Below are 20659 nucleotides of genomic sequence, written 5' to 3' on the forward strand. Positions count from 1 at the left end.
CACCAGTTGATCGTAAGTGGAAGGCGGCGACTCCCGCGGGAATAGCATGAGTTTGAGACCCTGGACTGAACGAAGTGAGGGAAGCGGCTCAAGCCATGCCCGCAGGAAAGCGTCCGCCTGGAACGTCGATCAACGTTGCCCACCCACTCACCACTCTTTCTTCTAGAAAGCAAAACGGCTCCCATTATGGGAACCGTTTTTTCATTACAGCGTACCAAGCTTCAACTTCGTATGCCATTCCATTAATTCATTCATTGACTCTTCCTTAACCGCGCCTTCTTCCTTCGCAACTTCAGCAAGCGCCGCAAAGTTTGTCAAGCTATGGTAAGTTAGTTTCGCCTCCGCAAACTTCTCGTCAGCTTTTTGCAACTCATATGTAAAGATCGAGACGATTCCGCAAACTTCCACGTCCTCTGCAATCAATGCATTCGCTGCATTTAAGCTGCTTCCGCCTGTTGAAATTAAATCTTCAATAATAACGGCCTTCGCATTCGGCTCGATCTTGCCCTCGATTTGACGACTCTTACCATGTGCTTTAGCAGTAGATCGAATATAGACCATCGGCAACTTCAGAATATCTGCAACCCATGCTGCGTGCGGGATACCCGCTGTCGCAGTTCCTGCAATTACTGTAGTTTCAGGATAATGAACGCGGATCAATGCCGCAAGCCCTTCGGCAATTTCTTTGCGCCCTACCGGATCTGCCATTGTTAAGCGGTTATCACAATAGATAGGCGACTCGATTCCCGAAGCCCATGTGAACGGCTCTTCCGGATTAATTGCTACTGCTCCTACATTTAACAAGATATGTGCAACTTCTTTTTCTCTAGTCATGATGTAATTCCCTCCCACAATGTCTTTACATGTTTGTATGCTTCAAGCGGATTATCGGCTCCTGTAATGGCACGGCCTACTACGATATGTGTAGAGCCTTCCTGCCTTGCTTTTGCCGGGGTTGCCACTCGCTTCTGGTCATGGACATCACCTTGTGCCAAGCGAATACCAGGAGTTACTTTGAAGAATTCCTTGCCGCATACTTCTTCAATAATTTTGGCTTCCTGTACCGAACAAACTACACCGTCCAAATGCGCAAATGAAGTCAGCTTTGCGTAATGCTCCACTGATTCACGAAGCGGTACACTAATTAATTGTTCTTCCTTCACTTGACGGTCATCTGTTGATGTCAGTTGAGTTACTGCGATTAATGCAGGTCGCTGAACGCCCATAGCAGTTCCAGCCTCAAGTCCTTCACGTGCTGCTTCCATCATCGTCTTCCCGCCAGCCGCATGTACGTTGACCATATCCACTTCAAGTGAAGCCAATACTTTCATTGCCGATTTTACTGTATTCGGAATATCGTGCAATTTCAAGTCTAAAAAGATGGAATAGCCTTCTTCCTTCAATCGTGCAATCATAGCGGGTCCTTCTTTATAGTACAATTCCATTCCTACTTTGACATTGACCGAGTGATCAAATGCTTGTAGGAAATCGAATGTCTTTTCAGCTGAATCAAAATCTAAAGCGATAATTGGGGAGTGGTTCATACACGATGGCTCCTTCCAACCAATTCTGAAATATGATTGATTCCTAGTTCATCCAATTTTGCAGGTAGTTGCTCGATTATTGTTGGACAAACAAATGGGTCAACGAAGTTAGCTGTACCCACTGCTACTGCACTTGCGCCGGCAGACAAAAAGTCCACAACATCTTGGACACATGTAACGCCACCCATTCCAATGATCGGAATATTAACCACTTGGCTTACTTCATAGACCATGCGAATTGCAACTGGCTTAATAGCAGGTCCAGATAAGCCGCCTGTTTTATTCGCAATCACTGGCTTACCTGTCTTTTCATCCAGACGCATGCCGACCAATGTATTAATCATCGTAATTCCATCTGCTCCACCTGCTTCTACAGCCAATGCCATCGCTTTAATATCCGTGACATTCGGTGACAGTTTCACATAAACAGGTACAGAAGAAACAGCTTTTACAGCCGCTGTCAGTTCTTTTGCTATTTCGGGATCCGTTCCAAATAAGATTCCGCCACATTTTACGTTTGGACAGGAGATATTTAATTCAAGCGCATGAACGTTTGAAGCTTTTGAAATTTGTTTCGCCACTTCAACGTAATCTGCCGTTTCGGATCCGGCAACGTTCGCAATAATTGGAACATCAAATTTTTCTAACCACGGTAACTCATTAGTCAGCACGCCTTGTAGCCCAGGGTTTTGAAGTCCGATAGCATTTAACATACCCGAAGATGTTTCAGCTACACGTGGTGTCGGGTTACCATAACGCATTTCTTCTGTAGTCGCTTTAATCATGATTGCTCCAAGTTGGGACAAATCGTACAGATTACCGTACTCCTTACCAAAACCGAAACAGCCAGATGCGGGCATAATCGGATTTTTCAATTCAAGTCCTGGCAATGTAATCGCTAATCTATTCATATTTGCACCACCCCTGCTGGAAATACTGGTCCATCCGAACATACTTTGACATATGCCTGATCTGTCGCATTTTCATTCGTATGACAAACACAAGCAAAACAAGCCCCGATACCGCAGCCCATACGTTGTTCAAAAGATAAGAACCCTTTTTTATGCACATATGCTTTTTGCACAGCATCAAGCATCGGCATAGGTCCACAACTGTAAAACGTTTCAAAGTCATGGGATATCTCACTCATGACGTTCGTAACAAAACCTTGTGTACCGTTACTACCATCTACTGTTGCTATATGTGTTTCGCCTAAAGCAGCAAATTTTTCTTCATAGAAAACTACTGGATCCGATTCGAAACCCAGTATATGAATACAGTTAACTCCTTTTGCAGTCAGCTGTTTCGACAACTCATACAGTGGAGGCACGCCGATCCCGCCGCCAATCAATACGGCTGTTTGACCCGCAGTAGTTTCTTCAACTGGGAAGCCATTTCCTAGTGGTCCTAGTACATTAACTGTATCTCCCTCACGTTTTTCAGATAAGAGCGATGTACCTCGACCTTCTGCGCGATAGATGATGGTCATTTCATTTTTCTCAGGATTAATTTCAGCAATTGAAATTGGACGTCGCAATAACGGTTCGAATGAATCCGATACTCGGATATGGACAAACTGGCCCGGAGAAGTAATTTCTCCGACCAGCTTGCCTGTTAATTTCATCTCAAAAATATTTTTCGCAATTTCTTGTTGCGATTCGACGGTCATCAAATCTTGGATGATCATTGAATCACCTGCGGCTGTGGCATTGCATCTGTCTGGAATGTCATGGACTCGATGACGGATAACATAGCCGCAGCTGTATCAATCGAAGTTAAACAAGGAACACCGTTCTCCACTGTTTCTCGACGAATTCTAAAGCCATCACGTGCTGGTTGTTTTCCTTTAGTCAATGTGTTGATAACTAATTGTGCTTGTCCTTTTTGAATAACATCGATCAATGTCGGACCTTCTGTACCAATTTTACCTACTGTTTTCACTTCGATATTTTCTGCTTCGAGTACTTTAGCAGTACCTTCAGTTGCCACAATACGATATCCAGTTTCAATGAAACGTTTCGCGATGTCTACAATTTCTTCTTTATCCTTATCAGAAACTGTCATTAACACCGTACCGTATTCTTTTACTTCCATTCCAGCCGCTACTAAGCCTTTATACAATGCTTTTTCCAATGTTACATCTTTCCCCATTACTTCACCTGTTGATTTCATTTCAGGTCCAAGTGTAATATCTACACGACGAAGTTTAGCGAAAGAGAACACCGGTACTTTGACATAGACACCTGCTGGTGCTTCTGCAAGTCCGTCGGTATAGCCTTGTTCTGAGATAGATTTACCCAAAATAGCTTGAGTTGCGACATTCGCCATTGGAATATTCGTGATTTTACTTAAAAATGGTACTGTACGGCTAGAACGTGGGTTCACTTCGATTACATAAACCTGTCCTTCTGAAATAACGAACTGGATATTCATTAACCCACGGATGTTGAGCCCAAGAGCCAAGCGTTTCGTATAGTCTGCGATCGTTTCGATCATGGACTGTGAAAGGTTTTGTGGAGGATAGACTGCAATCGAGTCACCCGAGTGAACACCTGCACGCTCGATATGCTCCATGATTCCAGGAATCAATACTGTTTCTCCATCGCAAATGGCGTCGACTTCGATTTCTGTTCCTGTTAAGTAACGGTCGATCAATACCGGATGTTCAGGACTAGCTTTTACCGCATTCTCCATGTATTGAAGTAATTCCTCTTCATAGTAGACGATTTCCATTGCACGTCCACCTAATACATATGACGGGCGAACTAGGACGGGATAGCCGATTTCTGTTGCGATAACGACAGCTTCCGGAACTGATAAAGCAGTCTTTCCAAGTGGCTGTGGTACACCGATTTCATGCAATGCGCTCTCAAATTTATCACGATTTTCTGCACGATCGATATCTTCAAGTGATGTACCAAGAATTTTCACTCCGCGTGCTTCCAATTCATCCGCCAGATTGATCGCTGTTTGACCACCGAACTGTACGATGACACCTTCTGGTTGCTCAAGATCTACGATATGCATGACATCTTCAATTGTTAGCGGTTCGAAGTACAACTTATCAGAGATCGAGAAGTCGGTCGAAACTGTTTCAGGATTGTTATTGACGATAATCGCTTCATATCCTGATTGTTGTATAGCCCATACACAATGTACTGTCGCATAATCGAACTCTACACCTTGTCCGATGCGGATTGGGCCTGAACCTAAGACGATCACGCTCTTCTTATCAGTTCTTACAGATTCATTTTCATCTTCGTACGTACCATAAAAGTACGGTGTATCCGATTCATATTCTCCAGCGCATGTATCCACTTTCTTATATACCGGAACTAAACCTTGTTGTTGTCTCCAGTCGTAGACATCACGTTCTGTTGTCTTCCATAACTTCGCAATCGTCACATCTGGGAAGCCAAGACGTTTTGCTTTATAACCAATGGCTGTATCGTATGGATTCTCTTTCAATATCTCTTCATAACGAACGATGTTTTCGAATTTACGCAAGAAGAATAAATCGATTGCGCTCCATTCATGTATGGTTTCGATTGTCACGCCGCGACGTAATGCTTCTCCGATGAAGAATAGACGCTCATCGCCTGCTTTGCGGATTCGTTGTTCGATCCATTCATCAGACATTTCATTACCACCTGGAAGTGACAAATCGAATTGACCTGTTTCCAATGAACGAACAGCTTTCATGATGGACTCTTCAAATGTACGGCCCATCGCCATAACTTCACCTGTCGCTTTCATCTGTGTACCCAAGTTACGCTTCGCCGATTCAAACTTATCGAAAGGCCAACGTGGAATTTTCGTTACTACATAGTCTAGTGTCGGCTCAAAGCAGGCATACGTATTACCTGTTACTGGATTCATCATTTCATCCAGCGTCAAACCGACAGCAATTTTCGCGGCAAGCTTCGCAATTGGATAACCTGTTGCTTTGGAAGCTAATGCAGATGAACGACTGACACGCGGGTTCACTTCAATAATGTAATAATCAAAGCTATGTGGATCGAGTGCTAGTTGTACGTTACAGCCACCTTCGATTTTCAACTCACGAATGATGTTCAATGAAACGTTACGAAGCATCTGGTTTTCACGGTCTGTCAACGTTTGACATGGTGCTGTTACGATAGAGTCACCTGTATGGATACCGACAGCATCGACGTTTTCCATATTACACACTACAATTGCATTATCTGCCGAGTCACGCATTACTTCGTATTCGATTTCTTTGAAGCCAGCGATGGATTTCTCTAGAAGACACTGTGTAACTGGGCTATATTTCAAACCACTTGCTACGATTTCTTCTAAATCTTCATCGTTATGACAAATTCCTCCACCTGTACCACCTAGCGTGAATGCAGGACGGACGATAACTGGATAACCAATTTCATTGACGAATGCATAGGCTTCATCAATATTATGGATGATTTCACTGTCTGGAACAGGTTCACCCATTTCATTCATTAATGTACGGAACAAATCGCGGTCTTCCGCTTTATGAATCGCATCAAGCTTTGTACCCAAAATCTCAATACCTAATTCGTCAAGGATCCCTGATTCATGTAATTCAATAGCCATGTTTAAACCAGTTTGCCCGCCTAATGTAGCGAGTAGTGCATCCGGGCGTTCTTTACGGATAATGCGGCTAACGAATTCAAGTGTGATGGGCTCGATGTACACTTTATCTGCCATTTCTGTGTCAGTCATAATAGTTGCAGGGTTCGAGTTGATAAGAATCACTCGGTATCCTTCTTCTTTAAGGGATAAACACGCTTGTGTACCTGCATAGTCAAATTCTGCTGCTTGTCCAATTACAATTGGACCTGAACCAATCACGAGGATGGATTTTATATCAGTACGTTTAGGCATTAGTATTCTCCTTTCGGTTGCTTGCAGTCATCAATTGAATGAAACGTTCGAATATATAGCTAGAATCTTGTGGTCCTGGCGATGCTTCTGGGTGGAACTGGACAGTGAATGCTTCAAACTTCTCACTTCGAAGCCCTTCAATACAATTATCATTCAATGCAATATGTGTCACTTCAAGACCTGTTCCTGCCAAAGAGTCTTCAAGCACTTCATATCCATGACTTTGTGAGGTTAGATCGGTACGATTCGTATTTAAGTCTTTTACAGGATAGTTGCCGCCAATATGACTGTTTTTCATTTTCGCTGTTTTAGCACCGCATGCTAGTGCAAATAATTGGTGGCCAAGTCCGATACCGAAGATCGGCTTCTTGCCTAATAATTCTTTGATAGTTTCGACTGCCCCTTCTACATCCTCAGGATTTCCAGGTCCATTTGATAATAGAATACCATCTGGGAACAATGCTAATATTTCTTTTGCCGATATATCATATGGTACAACGATGACATCGCAATCTTTTTTATTTAATTCACGTAAAATGCCATGTTTAATGCCATAGTCAATAACGACGACACGCTTACCTAAGCCTGGGCTTGGATATGGACGTTTAGTAGATACTTTCGCCACTAAATCTTTTGGCAGTTCGAATTGTTGAAGTTCTGCAACAGTTGAATCCGTATCGATCTCTTCTCCAGCAGCTGTCAATTTTCCGCGTAAAGCCCCTTTATCACGTAACAGACGCGTTAGTTTGCGAGTATCGATCTCCTGGATGCCTGGGATTCCTTTTAATACGAGCAAATCTCCTAGTGACATGCCGCTACGGAAATTTGAAGGCTCTTCTGTTAGTTCTCTAACGACTAACCCGTTGATAGCTAAGTCGATAGATTCATAATCATCTCGGTTAATTCCGTAGTTACCAATCAATGGATAAGTCATTACGATAATTTGCCCACAACCTGAAGGACTTGAAATTGTCTCCTGATAGCCTGTCATACCTGTTGCAAATACAGTTTCTCCTATTGAGGCATTTTCTGCTCCGAATGCTTTCCCTTCAAAAATGGAACCGTCTTCCAGTACTAAGTATCTTTTTGTCATCATTGACCATCCTTCCATACGATGTTCCCACCGAAAATTGTCATTACAGGCCATCCAACGCATTCTACTCCGTCAAATGGTGTATTCTTACCTTTTGAAACAAATGTCGTACGGTCGATTTTTTGTTGCTTTTCTAGATCAAGTAATACTAGATCCGCTTCAGCACCTACTTCAAGCTTACCGTATGGCAAGTTGAACACTTCCGCAGGCTTTACTGTCATCCAATCAAGAAGTTGTTTGAGTGTCCAATGACCTGGCTTGACGAAATTTGTATATAGTAAAGGAAATGCTGTTTCAAATCCTGTGATGCCAAATGGTGCTTTGGCAATACCTACTGCTTTTTCATCTGCTGTATGCGGTGCGTGATCAGTTGCGATACAATCCAATGTTCCATCCATCAGGCCTTCACGTAATGCATTGCGATCTTCGATGGCGCGTAGTGGAGGATTCATCTTCCAGTCCGCATCGTCTCCAGGTACATCATCTTCTGTCAACAACAAATGGTGAGGGCTGACTTCTCCTGTTACATGAATTCCAGCTTTTTTTGCATCACGGATTACGCGAACTGATTCTTTCGTGCTCACATGACAAACGTGGTAATGGGCGCCTGCCGCTTCCGCAAGTAAAATATCACGTGCAATATGTACCGATTCTGCAATGGAAGGAATTCCTGGCAAGCCCAGTTCTTTATTACGTTTTCCTTCGTGCATTGCGCCACCATAGATTAATGTATTGTCTTCGCAGTGCGCAACAATAGCCATGTCGATCTTCGCTGCATCTTGCATTGCTTCGTACATCATGCCCGCTTCTTGTACACCTACTCCGTCGTCCGTGAACGCGAATGCCCCGTGTTCTTTTAGTTCAGCGAGATTCGTACGTTCTTTTCCTGCTTCTCTGATCGTGATGGACGCATAAGGGAGCACACGAATTTTAGCATTGTCTTTAATCAATGTATTGATTTTTTCAAGATTTTCTTTTGTATCTGGTACTGGACGTGTATTCGGCATTGGACAAATCGTAGTATATCCGCCTTTTGCTGCTGAATGAGTACCTGTTTCAATTGTTTCTTTATGTTCACCGCCCGGCTCACGCAAATGTACGTGTACATCGATGAATCCCGGTGATACAAGTAATCCTTTACCTTCAATCACTTGATATCCGTCTGTCGCTAGCTGATTACCAATTTCCGCAATTTTACCTTCTACGATTTTAATATCTGTTTCGACGATTTGGCCTTCTTCATTTACCATTTGCACTTGTTGAATTAACGTGTTCATATTACTTCCGCCCCTTCAATATAAGTTCTAGAACGGCTGCCCGAATATAGACACCGTTTTCTACCTGTTTAAAAATTCGTGATTGCGGACTTTCTATTAAACTATCTGCTATTTCTACATCACGATTCACTGGAGCTGGATGCATGATGATCGCATTTTTTTTCATTCTAGCTGCCCGTTCTACAGTGAGACCATATTGCTCGTGATAAGCAGCTTTCGTATACGCCATTTCTGTATTGTGACGCTCGTGTTGTACTCGGAGGAGCATGACGACATCACTCGTTTCAATAACTTCATCCCAGTTGTCGACACTGTCGAATTCTCCCGCCCATTCCGGTGGACAAAGGAACGTGACTTCAGCTCCGAGCTTCCGCAAAGCTTCTGCATTTGAACGTGCCACCCGACTATGTCCAATATCTCCCGCAATCAATACTTTCAGACCTTCAAAATGACCGAACTCCTCTTGAATCGTGAAGATATCGAGCAGGGATTGTGTCGGATGCTGACCTGATCCATCTCCTGCATTAATGATTGCAACATTCGTTCGTTGTATTAATTCTTCATAGAAACCGTCCGCTGGATGACGAATGACTAAGGCATCCAACCCTATTGCTTCCAACGTCCTAATCGTATCATACAAAGATTCTCCTTTTAAGGTACTCGAGAAACTCGTCTCAAAGGGGATGATTTGCGCGCCTACTTTACGCTCTGCCATTTCAAAACTTGTTTTCGTTCTCGTACTAGGTTCAAAAAACAAGTTGCAGACGGTATAAGTTCCAGGCAATTCCCTGAAGCCTAGCCGTTTAAAAATCGCTGCCCTATCTAGTATGAGCATGATTTCTTCCACTGTCAGGTCTTTCATTGAAACTAAATGTTCCATCAGATGTTCCTCCTTTACGAAATGCAAGTATTTCATGCACGAATTGCTTTTTGTTTCTATTCTTCCTTATCCATCAAAGTATCATCTGTTTTACCCGGCAATACTAGGTTCAACAGAACCCCGACAATTGCTGCTAATGCCATACCGCCGATTTGGAATGTTTCACTTATATTGATAGTCGCTCCACCGATTCCGATTACTAGGATGATCGATGCGATGACTAGATTTCGTTGATTATCAAAGTCAATCTTGTGGTCGATGAGCATCCGTATTCCTGATGAAGCGATGATACCAAACAACAGAATGGATATTCCGCCAAGTACTGCTGTAGGAATCGTAGCGATCAACGCCATAATTTTACCGATAAAGGAGAAGATTATCGCAAATACCGCAGCTCCCAAGATCACATACACACTATAAACTCGTGTGATAGCGAGTACACCGATATTTTCTCCATATGTAGTTTTAGGTGGTCCTCCGACTAGTCCACTCATAAGTGTGCCCAGCCCATCACCAAGCAATGATCTGTGTAACCCAGGACTTTCAATATAATTCCGGTTTACGACTTTACCTAGTACCAACTGGTGTCCTATATGCTCAGAGATCGTGACAATCGCGATTGGCACCATAATGATCAGAAGTGTCGGTGTTACGACAAATTCATAATCCACACCCGGGATCAGCATATCTGGTACCGCAAACCATTTGGCTTCTACTACTTTACTGAAATCTAGAATGCCGATGAATGCAGAGTAGATGTACCCAACTACGATTCCAATAAGAACTGGCATTAAGCTAATAATTCCTTTAAAGAACATTAAGCAAAATACTGCAGAAGCAAGTGTTACTAGAGCCGCGGAAAAGTGTAAGCCGCTATAAACATCCGCTCCGTCAACATTGATTGTGCTCGCCATATTTATGGCTGTCGGTGCGAGCGCCAATCCAATTACCATAATGACCGGTCCCACTACGATGGGTGGTAGTAACTTCATAATCCAGTGATAACCGGTTTTATAAATCAGTAACGATATGATGGCATAGACCAATGCTACGAACATACTACCTATCATCGCACTGCCGATCCCACCAGATTGTGTCGCCATCTGAATTGGTACAATAAAAGCGAATGAAGAGCCTAGATAGGCTGGGACTTGAAACTTCGTTACGATAATAAATACGATGGTGGCGATCCCACTCGTTAATAACGCGATAGCAGGACTTAAGCCTACAAGTTGTGGTACCAAAATTGTGGCGCCGAACATGGCAAACATATGTTGCAAACTTAGTGCCAGCCAGCGAATAGGCTGCGGTTTTTCATGTACATCCAATACTTTTACATTCATCTATCATTTCCCCCAGCTACTTATAATGTACGTGTGTGAATCTTGACTCCATCCGTTCCATCTTTCTCTATCATACTGACTACTACCCGCTCTTCATTTGAAGTCGGGATATTTTTACCAACAAAGTCGGGACGAATCGGTAATTCTCGATGACCTCGATCTACTAATACAGCCAGCTGTATGGAAGAAGGTCTTCCTAAGTCCATAATGGCATCTAATGCAGCTCGTACTGTTCTGCCTGTATACAGAACATCGTCAACCAAGATGACTTTTTGGTCGGCTACATCATGTTCGATGTCGACCTGTTGTACGAAGGCTTCCCCTTGCTGATTCTTTAATTGAAGGTCATCTCGGTACAATGTGATATCCAATTCACCGGTTTTGACAGGTTTACCTTCAATTAGTTCAATCTTATCTGCTAAGCGTTTTGCCAAGATTGCCCCTCTTGTTTTAATGCCAACCAGGATGCAGTGATCAATACCCCGATTTTTTTCAATAATTTCATGGGCAATTCGTGTGACCGCCCGTGTGATTGCTTGTTCGTCTAGTATTTCTGCTTTTTCCGTCATATCAATAAGTCCCCTTTCTCTTTTACCTTTTTTCTATAAAAAAACCCTCCAGTCAGAGTAGACTGGAGGGCGGACGTGCAGAAAAAAGCATACATCGATACTTACCGCAGTAAGCAATCATGTAATTCCGTGCAACCTTCCCAGCCTCACAGGACTGACGTTAAAGGTATCGCTATTCAATTTCTTACTAGAGTATACATCTCTTAATAAGCGTTTGTCAACGCCTATTAAGCACGCAACTCATTTAGCAACTGTTGGTAATTTTCAGGCAACTGGGCAGTAAACTCCATATATTCATCCGTTGTAGGGTGATCAAAACCAACAGTTCCCGCATGCAGTACTTGACCGCCAAAATCGATTGTTTTTCTCTGACCGTATTTTGGGTCTCCTACAAGAGGGAAACCAATATATTTCATATGCACACGAATCTGATGAGTTCTCCCTGTTTCTAAGCGGCATTCAACCAATGTATAGGCGCCAAAACGTTCAAGGACCTTAAAGTGTGTAACAGCATTTTTCCCATCATCCACGACCGCCATTCGTTGACGATCACGCTTATCACGCCCGATCGGTGCATCTATTGTGCCGTTATCATGCGGAATATGTCCGTGAACTAATGCAGTATATACACGATTCACTGATTTAGCAACGAGCTGATTAACTAATGAGACATGCGCTTTATCATTTTTCGCCACCATCAATAATCCGGAAGTATCTTTATCGATACGGTGCACGATACCAGGTCGCATAATACCATTGATACCTGATAAATCTTTCACTTGGTACATCAATCCATTGACTAACGTTCCACTTACATGACCGGCTGATGGGTGAACCACCATCCCGACAGGTTTGTTAACAACCAATACATCTTGATCTTCATAAACGATTTCAAGATGTAAGTTTTCAGCTTTGACATCATACTCTTCGATTTCTGGCTGCTCAACAGTGACCTTATCGCCTGACTTGACTTTATAGTTCGGTTTTATTGCAATGTCATTCACCTTAACATGTTCTTCTTTCACCCATTGCTGGATTTGTGTACGTGACCAATCCGGTTGAAGGGTAGCCAATGCTTTGTCTATTCGATTGCCTGTAAGTTCTTCAGTTATTTCATATTCAATTCTTTCCATTACGACACCTTTTTCTTTTTCTTTTTTTCATCAAGCACTACGTGTAACAAAATAAGTATGACAGCGATTGTCAGTGCGGCATCCGCCACATTAAATATCGGAAAATCATAATTTATAACAGGAATCAAGACGCTGATGAAATCCACTACTTCTCCCCTGACTAGTCGATCGATAAAGTTTCCAATCGCACCGCCTAGCAATAGCATTAAACTCATACCTAGTAATCGGTCCTTTTTACCTTCTGTATGGAAAAAGTAAATGATAGCTACTACTACTACAATGGTCACTATAAAAAAGAGCCACATCTTCCCTTCAAGCATACCCCATGCAGCACCACGGTTACGGTGAGATAGCAATGCAATATAGGGATCGAGAACAGAAATATGTTCTCCTAACTCCATATTTTTTACGACTAGCCATTTCGTCAACTGATCCAAGCCGATGACCAGTGCTGCGATTGCATAATAAACGATCACTTCATTACCCTCCATCCAGCTAATTTCTTCTTTAGTTTACCACAAAAACACGTCTTCCATTGTGTTTGTTAGTTCCACTATGCAAAAAAACCATCATCATCCACGAGTGAATGATGATGGCTACGACATCAAAATTGCTTACGCATAGTTTTCTTTCACAACAGTCGCGCATCGTGTACATAGTGTTGAATGTTCTGCATCTTCTCCAACTGTTTTAGAGATTGTCCAGCAACGCTCACATTTTTCACCTTCAGCAGGTTCTACCAAGACCGTTGCATGATCCAGTTTCAATGCATTTGGTAACTCTGCATCTGTACTCTCTTCAAAGTCCGAGACGATGAAGAATTGTGCAAAATCGATATCTTCTGCTTGCAATATGCCACGTTGAACTTCAGGCAACACAACAGTCACTTTTGCCTCCAATGATTTCCCAATTACTTTCGCGTTTCGTGCTTCTTCGAGAGCTTTCAAGACATCATCACGAATCTCCATCAAATTATCAAAGCGCTCACGAAGCTTGTCCGCAAGTTCACCTTTATGATCAGCTTCAGGCATATCCGTCAATTGGACACTATCTTCTTCAACGTACTGAATATTTTTCCACATTTCATCTGCTGTGTGTGGCAAGATTGGTGTGATGAGCTTGACTAGTGTAATCAATGTATCATACATCACCGACTGCATTGCACGACGATCTGGGTGATTCGCAGCTTCGATATAGACTACATCTTTCGCAATATCCAAGTACAGTGAGCTTAGTACGCCTGTACAGAAATTATTGATTGCGTGGTAGACCGTAGGGAACGCATACTGCTCGTAAGCTGTAAGAACTTCCTCAATCAAATCCTGCAACTTCACATAGACGTACTGATCAATTGCACGCATATCATCAAATGCTACACGATTTGTAGTTGGATTAAAATCGGCTACGTTCCCATGCAAGAAACGAATCGTATTACGGATCTTCCGGTAGACTTCTGATACTTGCTTAAAGTTCGAATCAGATACACGAACATCTGCTGTATAATCTACAGACGATACCCATAGACGGACGATGTCTGCACCAAGTTGATTGATGACTTTCGAAGGAACGATGACATTCCCTAAAGACTTACTCATCTTACGGCCATTTTTGTCCAATGTGAAACCATGGCTCAAGATGCCTTTATACGGTGCAATACCGTTAATGGCTACGCTCGTAGTCAATGAAGAGTTGAACCAACCGCGATATTGATCGGAACCTTCAAGATATAAATCTGCTGGGTAACGAAGATCATCACGTTCATCTAGTACTCCTTGATGTGTAGTACCCGAGTCGAACCAAACATCCATAATGTCCGTTTCTTTCGTGAATTCGCCATTCGGGCTTCCTTCATGTGTATAGCCTTCTGGCAATAGTTCTTTTGCAGAACGTTCGAACCAGACATTTGATCCATTCTCACGGAATAAATCTGCTACATGACTGACTGTTTCATCTGTAAGAATCGCCTCTCCATTTTCCGCATAGAATACCGGAATGGGAACACCCCATACGCGCTGACGGGAAATACACCAGTCACCACGGTCACGCACCATATTAAATAAACGTGTTTCACCCCAAGCTGGTGTGAATGTAGTAGTTCGGATTGCTTCGAGTAAATCATTTCTGAAAGATTCAATAGAAGCGAACCATTGTGCAGTCGCACGGTAGATGACTGGCTTCTTCGTACGCCAATCATGCGGGTACGAGTGAGTGAAGAATGACAACTTTTGAAGTGCCCCGACTTCTTTCAGCTTTTCAGTTACCGCTTTATTCGCATCCTCATAGAACATACCTGCGAAAAATGGTGCTTCCTCCGTCATGACACCTCGATCATCAATTGGAGATAATGCATCGATTCCATATTGCTTACTTACGTAGAAGTCATCTTCACCATGGCCTGGTGCTGTATGGACACAACCTGTACCCGCATCTGCCGTAACATGCTCACCTAACATAACTAATGAATCACGGTCATAAAATGGATGTCTCGCAACGATTCGGTCAAGATCTACACCTTGAATTTCTTTTTCGATTGAGTACTCTTCCCATTCCAATTCTTTCGCCAAATACTCGATTAAGTCTTTTGCTACTACAAATTTCTCATTCTGAACTTTTACTACTGCATACGTAAATTTAGGATGAACGGAAATTCCTAAGTTTGCTGGAATTGTCCAAGGTGTTGTTGTCCAGATCAGGAACTTCTCATCATGCTCCAGTACACCTTTCCCATCCGAGATTGAGAAACTGACGTATATGGAGGGAGATTTCTTATCCTGATATTCAATTTCCGCTTCTGCCAAGGCAGTTTCACTTGAAGGAGACCAGTAGACAGGTTTTAGTCCTTTATAGATGTAGCCTTTTTTAGCCATTTCACCAAATACTTGTATTTGACGTGATTCAAATTCAGGCTTCAGCGTGATGTATGGATTATCCCAATCTCCACGAACACCTAAACGCTTGAACTGCGTACGCTGATTGTCAATTTGTTGAAGGGCATACTCTTCACACATTTTACGGAATTCAGCGGTACTCATTTTTTTGCGATCAACCTTTTTATTTACAAGTGCTTGCTCTATTGGTAAACCGTGTGTGTCCCAACCTGGTACATAGGGTGCGTGGAATCCAGACATTGATTTATAACGAATGATAAAGTCTTTTAGTACTTTGTTAAGTGCGTGACCCATGTGTAAGTCACCGTTTGCATAAGGCGGTCCGTCATGCAAAATGAAGAACGGACGGTCCGCAGTACGTTCTTGAACTTGCTGATAGATATTCTTCTCATTCCACTCTTCCTGCATTTTCGGCTCATTATTTGGCAAATTTCCACGCATAGGGAAATCAGTTTTCGGCATAAGTAATGTATCTTTATATTCCATTATAATTCCTCCTTAAAATATGTGTGATTCAAATTATTGTTTAAGAAATGAAATCAGCTAGATCAAGCGCTCTCTTTCTTGAGAAATCAGAAAAACCCCATCCCAAAAAGGGACGAGGTTCATTCTCGCGGTACCACCCTACTTGCAATTGCATAACGCAATTGCCGCTTAGACACTAGTAACGACAGTGTGAGGCCGAGAACCAAGATCTACATAAAGGTTCTAGCTCAGGAGTGATTTTCGTTTCTGATTTACCACCGGGCTTACACCATCCCCGGCTCGCTATGGGCAAAATCAGAAAGTACTTTTTCCGTCAACGCTTCTTCGTTTCAATTTACTTTTCATTATAAAAATGTGTTCGGAAGTTGTCAAGCTTCTTTCGTCTTCGTAACTAGTTCTTCATCTAGACTGTCTACATTCGGAATATCCAACTCTTGCTCAGCTGCACTTTCTACGCTGGATGTATCTAATTCATACTTCAACAAGTCGTCCCAGTCTTCAGTGTTGATCATATCAAGCTGCGCTTCTACCATCATCTTGAAACGGCTTTTGAATACTTTTGACTGTTTCTTCAACACTTCGACTTCTAGTGCAATCTTTCTTGCCTGTGCGAGTGCGTCGTTAACAAGGCGGTCTGCATTCTTTTCTGCTTCAGAAATGATTAACTTTGATTCTTGAATAGCATTTTTGCGAACATCTTCTGCAGCTTCTTGTGCAATCAGAATAGATTTCTGCATCGTTTCTTCTATTAAATTAAAGTGAGTAATCTTAACTTCATTATCAGAAACTGTTTTTTCAAGTTCTTCATTTTTCTTCAGAACGTTTTCGTAGTCTTTCATCAATTGTTCTAAAAATCCATTCACTTCATCTTCGTCATAGCCACGAAATTTCGTGTTGAATGTTTTGTTATGTATATCCGTAGGGGTTAAAGCCATAATACGCTTTCTCCTTTCAGTATGCTTACATAGTTTACAGTGTGATTGTGTTTACTACTTGATTAAACACTACTTTTCTTAATTTATCAAGGATTCTATTCAGACTAGCGCACCGATCATCACGCGAATTTTATCTTTCTTTGTACGCCCTTCGATACTCATAATTCTAAAGCGGCCAAATCCTCTAATTGAGAGTACATCATATTCTTCCACTTCAAATGCTTGTTGATCAATCATAGCCCAATTCACTTTTACTTTTTCCGCCTTAATAAGTGAAGAAGCTTTAGCTCTTGAACTGTTTGTTAATGCTGCTACAACTACGTCCAAACGCAATGAACTAACGATATGCAGTTCTTCCGTCCACTCTTCTTTTACATTGATAAAGTCTTCCGTGGTCAAAACTGGCTCTACTGAAACTTTCACTTTACCGACTTGCGTGAAATGGACATGGATGTATTCAGATACTTCCTCAGCAACCGCAAATTGCACCGCTTCTTCAGTTAGTTGTATATCACCAAACCGTGAACGTTCTATTCCAACAGACAGTAAAGATCCAAGGAGTTGGGAATGTTTCATCGTAACGAATTTTTGCGGATAATTCACCTTATATATACTGATTTGAAAATCCTCTTTAGTCGGGGTGTAATAATCAGGGTAGATGAGTACACGCTGTCGTTCTGCATCATTAAAGCCGCCTTCAGCTGTCAATGTGAGATCTGAATTTCTCACGATTGATTCTGTTATGAACCGCTGACGTGGATCCATAAACTCTGTTAGCTTGGGTGCATATGTATCTTCTACTTCTTTCACCCAACTATTCACTTTTTCAATAAACGGTTGTTCTTCTTTACGAAAATGTTGAAATATTGAATCCATTCTATTTCTTCTCCTTATATAAAAAAATCCCCACCTTGTGAGGATTTCCAAATTCAGTTAAGGTTATACTTAATTTACTAATGCTTGGAAGATCATCAAATAAATCTGTCCAATCCCTCTGCTGATTAATTGTAAGGACAGCAATGCGACGATCGGTGAAAAATCAATCATGCCAAATGGAGGTATGAACTTACGGAAAAAGCCTAAATAGGGCTCTGCTATCTTTGCTATCAGCTGCCCAAATTTTGTTTCTCTAGTAGATGGAACCCATGACATTAAAATATAAATGACCAATAGGATTGAATAGATTTGTAAGGCTCCGGATATTAATAAATAAGAATTGTTTAATAATGCGATCATAATAACATGTACACCTCATTCAAATTGTTCAACTTTCAACTATTGAAAGTTCTAAGTTGTGTAGCCTATCGTTCTTGTTGTTCAGATAGAAACTCCGTTATTTTACCGGCTACTTCTACGTTGTCAGGTGCACATAGAAATATATCTGCGCCAATTCGTTGAATGTCGCCACCGAGGGCATAAACTGTCCCACTTAAGAAATCAATGATACGAAATCCTTGATCTCGCTCTATCTGCTGTAAGTTCACAACGACAGAACGGCGATTCTTCAAATGTTCTGCAATATCCTCTACTTCAGCATAAGAACGCGGCTCGAGTAGAATGACTTTTGATGATTTTTGAAGACTTTGTAGGCTAATCACTGGGGCTTGTGTAGATGAAGGTTTTTGCGGTGAGGCTTGAAGTCGACTATTGACAGCCCGTTTCTTCCCTGCTAGCTTCTTCATCTCTTTGCGAGCCATTGCTTGTTCACCTTTTGTTGGTTTGCTTTGGGGTTTCGGTTGTTGGACTAAATCTTCTTCCTGTACCCAAAACATTTTTTCCAATCGTTTTTTGAGGCTCATTCAGTTTCCTCGCTTTCTGATCCGGCCAATGCAGTGCCGATGCGTATATGAGTTGCACCTTCTTCTATTGCAATTGTAAAATCATTGGACATACCCATGGACAGTTTAGTACACGGTGCGTAGGATAATCCTTTTGTTGCGATTCTGTCTCGTAGTTCACGTAAAGAACGGAATGTGTTGCGAACTACAGATTCATCATCCGTGTTTGGTGCCATCGTCATCAGTCCAATTACATGAATGTTTTCGTAAGCCGCTAATTGTTCAAAGAATACATCTGCTTCATCGGGAGTAATACCCGATTTAGATTTTTCACCTGAAACATTGACTTGTACAAAACAATCTAGCGGCTTACTTGCCCGCTTGTTCACTTCATTCGCAAGGCTCATACGGTCAAGCGAATGAAGGCAGTCAATCGTGTCGACTAATTCTTTTACTTTGCGTGTTTGTAAGTTACCAATAAAGTGCCAATTGACTGGACCTACAATCGTTTCTTGCTTATCAAGCAATCCTTCGAGACGATTTTCTCCTAAGTTCCTAATCCCAATATCTAGTAGGGATTGGGCTCTAGCGGAAGATACTTGCTTCGTGACAGCTATTAACGTGATATCATCCGAGCTGCGATTTGACGTTTCACATGCTTCGTTTATTTGATTTTGTATAGTGGCTAGTCGTTGTTCTACTTGTTCCATATTATCACTACTTTTCATTAGCTTTATTTCATTGTATCAATTTGGGCACTATATATCAACGATAAGTCATTTATTGAGCCGTTTATTCTCAATCAAGATAATATCTTTTCCAATCGTCATGACGTCTTTGTAATTGATTTTTTGGACACCTTTTGACTTGCTGTCTGAGAAGAATGAGCGTTCAAGTTCGCCTATATGAAGTTGCGCAATTTCTCCTTTTTCGATGTCGATTGTGGCGTCTTGAACAAAACCGAGGAAAGACCCTTTTTTCAGTTCAATGACTTCTTTTTTCTGTAAGCTGGAAAAACGCATAGTTTCCCCTCCTTCTTTCATACTATGCATAGTGAGTTTTAATGAGAACGTGGAAAAATGCTCGACGAATTAGAAAGTGCCTAGAGAGGGAGACATTGGATAGTGGTTTGGGATTTCCGTTGCAGAAGTGGATGCTTTCCGGGGGTAAAATCTTGAGCCGCTTCCATCGCTACGTGCAAAGATGTGCTCCTAACGCTTCGCTTTTACTCGCAAAAGCCGTACTTCGCATCGGCTCTCGCTCAGTCTAGGATCTCAAGATCGTGCTGATCACCAGGAGTCGCCACCTTTTCCACTACAATCCTACCGTGAGATTGCGATTAGTTTTAAACGTCATTGTTATTGGCAAGTGACTTAGTGGCGCTTTATTACTTATTTAAATTCAAAATCTGTAAAGTCTTGAAGCTCAATGAGCGCTTACAAAGCAAGTATGATCACTTAATTGCTTCTAAGAGCGTTTACCCAATGAATATGATCGCTTGTTGAGATCATTGAGCGGTCGTGAAGTTGCTATGATCACTTAGACGAATCTATGAGCGCTTGCGTATTTGGTTTGGGTTTGACTATATCTCCTCCCATCTATATCCAGAAAAACAAAAGTGAATCGTAGTGGAAGGCGACTCGGGGAGGTTCAGCCCGACAGGTGAGACAACCAAAGGGAGCTACGCGACCTGGTTGGCTCACCGCGGGCCCGCCCGAACTGAAGTGACCCCCAAAAGTTGGACAAGTTTTATTACGCACTAAGCTGGTGGTGAGTTCGATACTCTATCGGACTCATCCCCAATTTTGATTTAATACGTTTGGAGTTGTAATAGGAGATATATTCGGCTAGC

Annotated in this window: 20 protein-coding genes and 1 other annotated feature; all 20 genes read right to left on the minus strand. The window is 42.1% G+C overall.

Annotation, left to right across the window (positions count from 1 at the left end):
* Positions 1 to 204: 204 nt before the first annotated feature.
* Positions 205 to 834: an orotate phosphoribosyltransferase gene (gene pyrE, locus CSV70_RS12240; protein ID WP_085133190.1), complete on the minus strand. Its 630-nt coding sequence runs from the start codon at positions 832 to 834 to the stop codon at positions 205 to 207.
* Entirely contained in the window at positions 831 to 1544 is a 714-nt protein-coding gene (gene pyrF, locus CSV70_RS12245; protein ID WP_099628689.1) for an orotidine-5'-phosphate decarboxylase, read from the minus strand. Before pyrF ends, pyrE begins: the two co-directional genes overlap by 4 nt.
* Positions 1541 to 2455 (minus strand): dihydroorotate dehydrogenase, encoded by a 915-nt coding sequence (locus CSV70_RS12250; protein ID WP_099628688.1) that lies wholly within the window; start codon positions 2453 to 2455, stop codon positions 1541 to 1543. Before CSV70_RS12250 ends, pyrF begins: the two co-directional genes overlap by 4 nt.
* On the minus strand, positions 2452 to 3231 hold the full coding sequence (locus tag CSV70_RS12255; RefSeq protein WP_085133187.1) for a dihydroorotate dehydrogenase electron transfer subunit: 780 nt from the start codon (positions 3229 to 3231) through the stop codon (positions 2452 to 2454). The genes CSV70_RS12250 and CSV70_RS12255 overlap by 4 nt, the downstream gene beginning before the upstream one ends.
* Positions 3228 to 6425: a carbamoyl-phosphate synthase large subunit gene (carB, locus tag CSV70_RS12260; RefSeq protein ID WP_099626340.1), complete on the minus strand. Its 3198-nt coding sequence runs from the start codon at positions 6423 to 6425 to the stop codon at positions 3228 to 3230. Before carB ends, CSV70_RS12255 begins: the two co-directional genes overlap by 4 nt.
* Positions 6418 to 7518 carry a carbamoyl phosphate synthase small subunit gene (locus CSV70_RS12265; protein WP_099628687.1) on the minus strand — a complete coding sequence of 367 codons (1101 nt, stop codon included), beginning with the start codon at positions 7516 to 7518 and terminating at the stop codon, positions 6418 to 6420. The genes carB and CSV70_RS12265 overlap by 8 nt, the downstream gene beginning before the upstream one ends.
* Complete coding sequence (locus CSV70_RS12270) at positions 7518 to 8795, minus strand: dihydroorotase (protein ID WP_099628686.1); 1278 nt, start codon at positions 8793 to 8795, stop codon at positions 7518 to 7520. The genes CSV70_RS12265 and CSV70_RS12270 overlap by 1 nt, the downstream gene beginning before the upstream one ends.
* Position 8796: 1 nt before the next feature.
* Positions 8797 to 9675 carry an aspartate carbamoyltransferase catalytic subunit gene (locus tag CSV70_RS12275; RefSeq protein ID WP_099628685.1) on the minus strand — a complete coding sequence of 293 codons (879 nt, stop codon included), beginning with the start codon at positions 9673 to 9675 and terminating at the stop codon, positions 8797 to 8799.
* A 56-nt stretch (positions 9676 to 9731) separates the two neighbouring features.
* Positions 9732 to 11018, minus strand: a complete 1287-nt coding sequence (locus tag CSV70_RS12280) for a uracil-xanthine permease family protein (protein ID WP_085133182.1) — start codon at positions 11016 to 11018, stop codon at positions 9732 to 9734.
* Positions 11019 to 11038: 20 nt separating this feature from the next.
* Positions 11039 to 11587 (minus strand): bifunctional pyr operon transcriptional regulator/uracil phosphoribosyltransferase PyrR, encoded by a 549-nt coding sequence (gene pyrR / locus CSV70_RS12285; RefSeq protein WP_099628684.1) that lies wholly within the window; start codon positions 11585 to 11587, stop codon positions 11039 to 11041.
* 227 nt (positions 11588 to 11814) lie between these two features.
* Entirely contained in the window at positions 11815 to 12720 is a 906-nt protein-coding gene (locus CSV70_RS12290; RefSeq protein WP_085133180.1) for an RluA family pseudouridine synthase, read from the minus strand.
* Positions 12720 to 13196, minus strand: coding sequence for a signal peptidase II (gene lspA, locus CSV70_RS12295; protein ID WP_085133179.1), 477 nt, complete (start codon positions 13194 to 13196; stop codon positions 12720 to 12722). The genes CSV70_RS12290 and lspA overlap by 1 nt, the downstream gene beginning before the upstream one ends.
* A 138-nt stretch (positions 13197 to 13334) precedes the next feature.
* Positions 13335 to 16094 (minus strand): isoleucine--tRNA ligase, encoded by a 2760-nt coding sequence (ileS, locus tag CSV70_RS12300; RefSeq protein WP_085133178.1) that lies wholly within the window; start codon positions 16092 to 16094, stop codon positions 13335 to 13337.
* Between the two features lie 105 nt (positions 16095 to 16199).
* Positions 16200 to 16420: a binding site (T-box leader), on the minus strand.
* Positions 16421 to 16462: 42 nt separating this feature from the next.
* Positions 16463 to 17029, minus strand: a complete 567-nt coding sequence (locus tag CSV70_RS12305; RefSeq protein ID WP_085133177.1) for a DivIVA domain-containing protein — start codon at positions 17027 to 17029, stop codon at positions 16463 to 16465.
* 99 nt (positions 17030 to 17128) lie between these two features.
* Positions 17129 to 17905 carry a YlmH family RNA-binding protein gene (locus CSV70_RS12310; RefSeq protein ID WP_099628683.1) on the minus strand — a complete coding sequence of 259 codons (777 nt, stop codon included), beginning with the start codon at positions 17903 to 17905 and terminating at the stop codon, positions 17129 to 17131.
* 69 nt (positions 17906 to 17974) lie between these two features.
* Positions 17975 to 18265: a YggT family protein gene (locus tag CSV70_RS12315; RefSeq protein WP_085133175.1), complete on the minus strand. Its 291-nt coding sequence runs from the start codon at positions 18263 to 18265 to the stop codon at positions 17975 to 17977.
* A gap of 65 nt (positions 18266 to 18330) precedes the next feature.
* Positions 18331 to 18828, minus strand: coding sequence for a cell division protein SepF (locus CSV70_RS12320; RefSeq protein WP_085133174.1), 498 nt, complete (start codon positions 18826 to 18828; stop codon positions 18331 to 18333).
* Positions 18825 to 19517 (minus strand): YggS family pyridoxal phosphate-dependent enzyme, encoded by a 693-nt coding sequence (locus CSV70_RS12325; protein WP_085133173.1) that lies wholly within the window; start codon positions 19515 to 19517, stop codon positions 18825 to 18827. Before CSV70_RS12325 ends, CSV70_RS12320 begins: the two co-directional genes overlap by 4 nt.
* A gap of 66 nt (positions 19518 to 19583) precedes the next feature.
* Positions 19584 to 19829 (minus strand): PRC-barrel domain-containing protein, encoded by a 246-nt coding sequence (locus CSV70_RS12330; RefSeq protein ID WP_158232258.1) that lies wholly within the window; start codon positions 19827 to 19829, stop codon positions 19584 to 19586.
* Between the two features lie 730 nt (positions 19830 to 20559).
* On the minus strand, positions 20560 to 20659 hold a 100-nt coding region (locus CSV70_RS12335; protein ID WP_143560918.1), incomplete at its 5' end, for an IS3 family transposase.

The organism is Sporosarcina sp. P25 (assembly GCF_002743235.1).
In the GTDB taxonomy this organism is placed as follows: domain Bacteria; phylum Bacillota; class Bacilli; order Bacillales_A; family Planococcaceae; genus Sporosarcina; species Sporosarcina ureae_B.